Source organism: Protofrankia coriariae (genome assembly GCF_001017755.1).
Lineage (GTDB): Bacteria > Actinomycetota > Actinomycetes > Frankiales > Frankiaceae > Protofrankia > Protofrankia coriariae.
Genome location: NZ_JWIO01000032.1, coordinates 41,024 through 48,899, shown reverse-complemented (window position 1 = coordinate 48,899; position 7,876 = coordinate 41,024). Strand labels below are relative to the sequence as shown.

General features: G+C 70.0%; 7 protein-coding genes. 1 reads left to right on the top strand and 6 read right to left on the bottom strand.

What is annotated here, in order from left to right; genetic code table 11:
* Positions 1-138 precede the first annotated feature (138 nt).
* The 5 genes from FrCorBMG51_RS18000 to FrCorBMG51_RS17980 form a co-directional block, all read right to left on the bottom strand.
* Positions 139-903: a class I SAM-dependent methyltransferase gene (locus tag FrCorBMG51_RS18000; RefSeq protein WP_047224219.1), complete on the bottom strand. Its 765-nt coding sequence runs from the start codon at positions 901-903 to the stop codon at positions 139-141.
* Between the two features lie 163 nt (positions 904-1,066).
* Positions 1,067-2,044 (bottom strand): sugar phosphate isomerase/epimerase family protein, encoded by a 978-nt coding sequence (locus tag FrCorBMG51_RS17995; RefSeq protein ID WP_235433697.1) that lies wholly within the window; start codon positions 2,042-2,044, stop codon positions 1,067-1,069.
* Positions 2,045-2,167: 123 nt separating this feature from the next.
* Entirely contained in the window at positions 2,168-3,280 is a 1,113-nt protein-coding gene (locus tag FrCorBMG51_RS17990; protein WP_476742198.1) for a Ppx/GppA family phosphatase, read from the bottom strand.
* Between the two features lie 474 nt (positions 3,281-3,754).
* Complete coding sequence (locus FrCorBMG51_RS17985) at positions 3,755-4,435, bottom strand: response regulator transcription factor (protein ID WP_047224218.1); 681 nt, start codon at positions 4,433-4,435, stop codon at positions 3,755-3,757.
* A 64-nt stretch (positions 4,436-4,499) separates the two neighbouring features.
* Positions 4,500-5,705: a sensor histidine kinase gene (locus tag FrCorBMG51_RS17980; RefSeq protein ID WP_371391106.1), complete on the bottom strand. Its 1,206-nt coding sequence runs from the start codon at positions 5,703-5,705 to the stop codon at positions 4,500-4,502.
* Positions 5,706-6,469: 764 nt separating this feature from the next.
* Between FrCorBMG51_RS17980 and phoU the strand changes: the two genes are divergently transcribed.
* The gene (gene phoU, locus FrCorBMG51_RS17975; RefSeq protein WP_047224216.1) at positions 6,470-7,111 is read left to right on the top strand and encodes a phosphate signaling complex protein PhoU; all 642 of its coding nucleotides are present in this window, start codon (positions 6,470-6,472) and stop codon (positions 7,109-7,111) included.
* Between the two features lie 134 nt (positions 7,112-7,245).
* Here phoU and FrCorBMG51_RS17970 read toward each other — a convergent pair.
* A partial coding sequence (locus FrCorBMG51_RS17970) for a 2,3-bisphosphoglycerate-dependent phosphoglycerate mutase (RefSeq protein ID WP_235433696.1) occupies positions 7,246-7,876 on the bottom strand: 631 nt, incomplete at its 5' end.

Genomic DNA, 7,876 nt, shown 5'->3' with positions numbered 1-7,876 from the left:
CACCGATCTTGAAACAGTCCCTTCGATCATGACAACGAGGGAACAAGTGGTTGCCGTAGCAGCCACTTACGCACTCGTTCCGACGAAGGGGAAGATCGGTACCTTCGTGGGTTCTGGGGGCCTGGCGGGGGGTTCCGCTTATGACGGGGTGAGGGGTGGTAGGCGGGCCACGGTCAGGATCGTGTGGAAGGGCTCGGTGATCAGGCCGTCGGGGAAAGCCTTCAGCAGGGAGCGCCGCTCGGCGTCCAGGAAGTCCTCCAGCCGGTCCCCGATCGCCTGGATGTACGACTTCGAGCGCAGCCACAGCTCGTACCGGTCCAGCGGGAGCGTCCGGCTCCAGCGGCCGGAGACCGTCACGACCTCGGTGAACAGGCCCGTCCAGCGCAGTTCGTCCGCCCAGGGGCGGGTGCGGTAGTCGCGCCGGTAGCCGGGGCTCATCGCCTCCAGACGCCGCTGTTGACGCTCCCACCAGCGTAGGTCCTCGCCGTCGACGTCGTTCCACCAGACCGCGAGCGCGCCGCCGGGACGCAGCACCCGGGCCGCCTCGGCCGCAGCCACCGGCACCCGTACCCAGTGCCACGCCTGGGCGTAGCAGACGAGGTCCGCCACGGCGCCGGAGAACGGCAGCGCCTCACCGTCGGCGCGTACCACGCCGATCTCGGGGGTGCGTTCCCGCAGCCGGCCGAGCATGCCCGAGCTGTGGTCCACCGGGATCACCCGGGCGCCGCGCGCGAGCAGGTCCCGGGTGGCTATACCCGTTCCGGCGCCGACCTCGAGGATGTCCGCGCCGGCCAGCTCACGTCCGGCCAGCCATTCCAGATCCTTGAACAGCTGATCGGGATAGGATGGTCGGGCGGCGTCGTAGGCGTCCACCATCGGGTCGAAAAGCGATCTGGCGCTCATTACCGCATGGTGACATCGTCGCGCAGGATGGATACGGCTGTTCGCCGCTGTTTGTCTCCGGTACTTCCTGGCTCCGGTACTTCCCTCCGGTATTTCGCCGGTATCACCGACCGACCCGACGACAGCACCCGGACCAGCGGCGCCCGGACCGTAGCCCGTAACGTCAGGGCAGGCGGCCGGCCGCGGTGACGGGGGCGGCCGCGAGGTTGAGGCGGGTGAACGCCAGAGCCTCGGCGAGGTCGGCCTCCCGCTGCGCCCGGGATTCCGCGCGGCGAGTGTTGATCTCCACGACGACTGTCCCGTCGAAGCCCCGGGCCGCGAGCCGTTCCAGCAGGTCGGCGCATGGCTGGTTGCCGCGGCCGGGCACCAGGTGCTCGTCCTTGGCCAGGCCGATCCCGTCGGCCATGTGCACGTGGACCAGCCGGTCGCCCAGCTCGTCGGCCATGGCGAGCGCGTCGGAGCGGGACACGCTGGTGTGCGACAGGTCCAGGGTGACGTGCCGGTAGTCGTCACCCACGGGCGACCAGTCCGGCGCGTACGCGGACACCTCCCGCCCGCGGGCCCGCAGCGGGAACATGTTCTCGACGGCGAAGCGGATGTCCGTCTCGTTCGCCATCCGTTCGATGCCCTCGACGAAGTCGCGGGCGTAGTCACGCTGCCAACGAAACGGCGGGTGGACGACGACGGTCGGTGCCCGCAGCGTCTCCGCGACGGTGCGGGCCCGTTGCAGCTTCGCCCACGGCTCGACCCCCCAGACGCGCTGGGTGAGCAGCAGGCACGGGGAGTGGATCGCCAGGATCGGGATGCCGTGATAGTCGGAAAGCCGCCGCAGGGCTTCCGGATCCTGACTCACCGGATCCGTCCACACCATGATCTCTACGCCGTCGTAGCCAAGCCGGGCAGCCATTTCGAAAGCTGCCGCCGTCGACTCCGGATACGTCGACGCGGTCGACAGCGCCACCCTGGCCGAGGGGACCCGTGCGATGGCACGCCCACCGCCACGCGGCGTGAGCAAGGTCCGGTACCCGGTGCCAGGGGGCGGACCAGCGGAATCCGCTGTCGGCTGCCACAAACCTGGGCCACGGTTGTCCGCGACCTCGGCGTCCCCGAGCCGCGGCGCTGGGGTCTGCGCCTCGGACATCCTTCCAGAGTAGTGCCTGTGCGCGACAATCGACGCCCGGGCCAGAACGCCGAAGTACCAGCTCGGCTACCGAGCGAAATCACGCGGGGGCCATGCGGGGGCCACGCGGAGATCACATGAAGATCATGCGGAGGTCAGCCAGTCCAGCCTGCGCAGGATGACGCCTTCCCGCAGCGCCCACGGGCAGATCTCGACCTCGTCCAGGTTCAGCAGGTCGAGGGCTTCGGCTGCGACCACGGACCCGGCGGCCAGCTGGCCCGCGCGGTCGGCCGACACCCCGGGCAGGTCGCATCGTTCGGCGGCGGACATCCGGCACAGCCGCGCGGATATCTCGCGCAGCGCGTCCCGACGCAGGATCCGGCGGACGTACGGGCCGCGGCTGTAGGGCTCCGCGCCGGCGATCCGGGCCAGCGACCTGAAGGTCTTCGACGTCGCCACCGCCCTGGTGGGCTCGCCGACCACGTACAGCCTGGAGACGACCGGGGCGATGTGCGCCCGGACATAGCGCCGCAGGGCCGTCACCTCGGAGCGTTTCGGCGGGTCGTTGGCGAACCAGTCCCGGGTGAGCCGGCTGGCCCCCAACGGCAGGGAGGACACGACGTCGGGGTCCTCGTGCATCCCGGCCGCGATCTCCAGGGAGCCGCCGCCGATGTCGAGCGCGAGCAGCCGGCCGGCACTCCAGCCGAACCAGCGCCGCACCGCCAGGAAGGTCAGCCGGGCCTCGTCCTGCCCTGGCAGGACCGCGAGCGCGACCCCGCTGGCGGCCCGCAGGCGAGCCAGGACGTCCTCACTGTTGGTAGCGTCTCGCAGCGCAGAAGTGGCGAACGCCACAAGATCGTCCACGCCGAGCTCGTCGGCGCGCGCGCTCATGTCGATGATACAGTCGGTCAGGATCCGCTCGCCCTCGGCGGAGAGCGCTCCGTCGCCGTCGAGAAGTTCGACCAGCCGCAGCGGGACCTTCGCGCTGGCGGCCGGCAGCGGCTGGCCACCGACATGGGCGTCCACCACCAGCAGGTGCACGGTGTTCGAGCCGATGTCGATCACGCCGAGGCGCATCCGGCCGGTGACCGGCGGGACGGCGACGTGCGGGACGGCATGATCATGATGGGGCGGGGGCTGTTGGCCACCGTCGAAGGAGGCCGGCGCGGGCAGCGTCACGGGCGGCTCACCGGCCCCGGGCCGGGTGGCGGCGGAGATCTCGGCGGCGGCGGCCTCGGACACGGGCTTCAGTGACATCGGACACACTGGCAGCTCACCCGCACGGCAACCGGCAGCCCGACCGGACCAGCCGGACCAGACAGATCATCCAGATCGGTCAGATCGAGCAGGACGGAAACATCGGGAAAATCGGACAACGGGCGGAGGGTGTGCGTCCCCCTCGTCGCGCGGCCAAACTTCACGCATCCACTCCCGGTCGTGCATCGAGCCGGCCACGGCCGGCCGGCACCGGCATCCAGCGAACCAGACCAGTACCGGCAGCCGGCGGACAACGCGCCCGGCGGACCACCATGACAGCGACGGCGAACCACCATGACAGTGATCAGGTACGCACAGCGACCCGGCCGGGCGGAGCCCTCACCCGACCAACGTACACAAGTGATCGCCGCTGTCAGGCCGGAACGCCGATCAGAGGATCGGAATCGTCACGGAAAGATCAAGCCGTATCACCGGAGAGGCGAGGATGCGGAGGATGCGGAGAGGCCACCGGTGTCAGGGCTCGAACTTGTACCCCAGACCTCGGACGGTCACCAGGTGGCGCGGGTTTCCGGGCTCGTCCTCGATCTTGGTACGCAGACGCTTGACGTGGACGTCGAGGGTCTTGGTGTCCCCGACGTAGTCCGACCCCCAGACGCGGTCGATCAGCTGGCCGCGGGTGAGGACCCGGCCGGCGTTGCGCAGGAACATCTCCAACAGCTCGAACTCCTTCAGCGGCAGCGGGACGGAGGCGCCGGCGACCGTGACGACATGGCGTTCGACGTCCATCCGCACCGGACCGGCCTCCAGCGTCGCCGTGACGCGTTCGTCGATCTCGCCGCGGCGGCGCAGCACCGCGCGGATACGGGCGACCAGCTCACGGGCGGAGAACGGCTTGGTGACGTAGTCGTCCGCGCCGAGTTCCAGGCCGACGACCTTGTCTATCTCGCTGTCGCGAGCCGTTAACATGATCACCGGGACGGTCGACCGCTGCCGCAGCGCCCGGCAGACCTCCGTACCGGACAGACCCGGCAGCATCAGGTCCAGCAGGACGAGATCGGCGCCGTGCCGCTCGAACTCGGTCAGCGCGGCCAGCCCGTCGGCGGCCACCGCGACGTCGAAACCCTCCCGTTCCAGCATGAACGACAACGCGTCCGAGAACGACTCCTCGTCCTCCACGACCAGCAGGCGGGTCACGCGTCACACTCCTTCGTCATCCGTCCGTCATCCGTCCGTCAGTCAGTCGTCAGTCGTCCGTCGGTCAGTCGTCATCCGTCAGTCGTCCATCGTCGTTGTCACGTCCGCGCTCGACGTCAGTATCGATCTCGGCGCCAGTATCGATCTCGACGTCGGTATCGATATCGGTATCGGCGTCGGCCAGCAGCAGCGGCAGCCTGATCGTGAACGTCGATCCGGCCCCCTCGGAGCTCCACACGCTCACACTTCCCCCGTGGTTCGTCGCGACATGCTTCACGATCGCCAGGCCCAGCCCGGTGCCGCCGGTCGTGCGGGAACGCGCCGGGTCCGCCCGGTAGAAGCGCTCGAAGACCCGCTCCAGGTCCTTCTCGGCGATGCCGATGCCCTCGTCGGCGACCGAGAGCTCCACGGTGTCGCCGGCGCGTCGGACCCCGACGACGACGCGGGTCCCCGGCGGGGAGTAGGTGACCGCGTTGTCCAGCAGGTTCGCCAGCGCGGTGACCAGCTGCCCCTCGTCCCCGCTGACCACGAAGTCGCTGTCGCCGATCACCGCGACGGTGATCTCCTGGGCGGCGGCGGCCAGCCGGGTGCGGTCGAGCGCCTCGGCCAGCACCACCGACACCTGCACCGGCTGGGGATCCGGCTGCGGGTCCGCGCCCTGCAGCCGGGACAGATCGATGATCTCCTGCACGAGACGGGCCAGCCGGGCGGACTCGTGCGTCATCCGGGAGGCGAACCGGCGAACGGCCGCCGGATCATCACTGGCCGCGGCGACGGCTTCGGCCAACACGTGCAGCGCGCCAACCGGGGTCTTCAGCTCGTGACTGACGTTCGCCACGAAGTCCCGGCGGACCGCCTCCACCCGGCGGGCCTCGGTGAGATCGTCGAGGATCACGGCGACATGGCCGTCCGAGTCCAGCCGCGAGGTGCGGGCGCGTACGGCGAACGCCTCCTGGTCGGGACGGGGCCGGGTCAGCGGCGGTTCGGGGCGGGGTGGCAGGTCGAGCTGCCGGTCACGGTCGACGCCGTCGCCGCGGGTGCGGGCGGCCAGGTCGCTGAGCTCGACCAGGTCCAGACGGCTGTCGACGATCACCCCCATGGCGTGGGCCGCCGGGTTGGCCAGGACCACCACGCCGTCGGCGTCCAGAACGATCAGCCCGGAGGGCAGGCCGTCGACAAGGTGCCGGACGAGCCGCGAGGGCAGCGCCGCGCGCGCGGCGGTCGGCGGGTTCGCGGCCGCGGCATCGCGGATCCGCCGCCGCGGGGACACAACGGTACTGTCACCTGCCCGGATCGTGGACGCACCTCGGCCCGGCGGTATCTGCGCCGGCGGTACCGAGCCCGCCGAACCCGACGATGCAGAACCCGACGGCACAGAACCCGACGGCGTCTGGGCCGGCGGTGCCTGGGCCGAGATCGGTCGCGGGCCGGGACGGGCCGCGGAACGCTCCCGGCCGGTGCGCGGCGTGGGACCGGCGGCATCCGGGTTGGCTCCGCCACCGAAGAGCCCGAAGCCGGAGAAGCCGGAACGGCCGAAACCGGAGGGCCCGAAACCGGGAAGACCGAAGCCTGCATCCCGCTCGCACTCACCCTCGCCCACGGCCGAATGGTAGGTGGACTGTGGATGTATCCGCCCAACCCGCGCCGATAGTCGTCAGGAGTTCACCCGGCCAACAGAATGTGTTCACCGTGGGGCGAGCACCGCCGACCATCGTTGATCGCGACAGGGTATGTGCGGCGTTCGGGGTCATATGTCCAGGAGCAATCGCTGTTCGCCCGCACCGTGTGACGCGCCGAAGGTCGAAACGGCGGCTTTCCCACGGACAGCCGACGCCGGCTCGCAACGCCGGGAGCCGGCCCGCGCATGGTCGCCACCCCGGCAGGCCGGGGATGCGGCCGCTGTTCCAGTGACCACGGGGATCCGCGGCTTCCGGCAGTGCGAAAGAAACATGATCGCATCCTGCCGGCCGTCCCCGTCTCACCCTGTTGTGATCCGATGGGCTGACAACCGCTACAGACACGAAGGAGCCGTCCGTGCGGGACGCCTTCCACGACGAGCTCGAGAGCATCAACTCCTCACTCGTCGAGATGACCAACCTGGTCGCTTCAGCAATGGCGCGAGCGACAACCGCGCTTCTCGACGCCGATCTACAACTCGCCGAGGGTGTGATCACGGCCGACGAGACCGTGGACCTGCTACGTAACGAAATCGAGGAGCGATCCTTCGACATAATGGCGCGCCAGCAACCGGTCGCCACCGACCTGCGGACAATGGTCACCACGCTGCGTATCGTGGCTGACCTCGAACGCATGGGCGATCTCGCGCTGCACGTCGCCAAGGTGGCCCGCCGGCGCTACCCCGGCCGCGCCGTCCCACCGGAGCTGCACTCGACCCTGCTGGAGATGGGCCAGGTCGCGCAGCGCATCGTCGCCAAGGCGGGGTCGGTCATCGCCGGCCACGACGCGGCCCTGGCCAAGGAGCTGGAAAGCGACGACGACTCCATGGACGCCCTGCACCGCAGGCTCTTCCATGTGCTGCTGGAAACGGAGTGGACCTACGGCATGGAGGCCGCGATCGACATCACCCTGTGTGGCCGCTACTACGAGCGCTACGCCGACCACGCCGTTTCAGTAGCCCATCGTGTGATCTACCTGGTCACCGGCAAACGCGTCTGACCACCCGCCTTCCCGCAAAGCCCGACGGCTGCGCGAATGGAGCGGTGGCGTGGTTTGCGCCCCCGACTGGGCCCACGTTCCCCACGTCACCGCTCCGTTCGGCACCGCGGCGGCTCGCCCGGGGGCGGCGTTCGTTACTTCTTCCTGCCCTGGGCGGCTACGGCGGCGGCGGCTCTGGCCGCTTCCTCCGGGTCCAGGTAGGACGAGGCCAGGACGCGCAGGTCGTCGTCCAGTTCGTAGCGCAGGGGGATGCCGGTGGGGATGTTCAGGGCGGCGATGTCGCTGTCGCTGATGCCATCCAGGTGCTTGGCCAGGGCACGCAGCGAGTTGCCGTGGGCGGCGACGAGCACGGTCCTCCCGCGCCGCAGGTCCGGCACGATCGCGTCGTACCAGTACGGCAGTATCCGGGTCACCACGTCCTTGAGGCACTCGGTCGTCGGGACGAGGTCCGGCGGCAGGTCGGCGTAGCGCTCGTCCACACCACTGACCTGGTTGGGGCCGATGGGCGGCGGTGGGGTGTCATAGGAACGGCGCCACAGCGTGAACTTCTCCTCGCCGTACTCGGCGAGGGTCTCGGCCTTGTTCAGCCCCTGCAGGCCGCCGTAGTGCCGTTCGTTCAGGCGCCAGGAGCGGTGCACGGGGATCCATGTCCGGCCGGCCGTGTCGAGCGCGATCCAGGCGGTGCGGATCGCGCGCAGCAGCAACGACGTGTGCACCACGTCCGGGAGCACACCCGCGTCACGCAGCAGTTCACCGCCGCGGGCC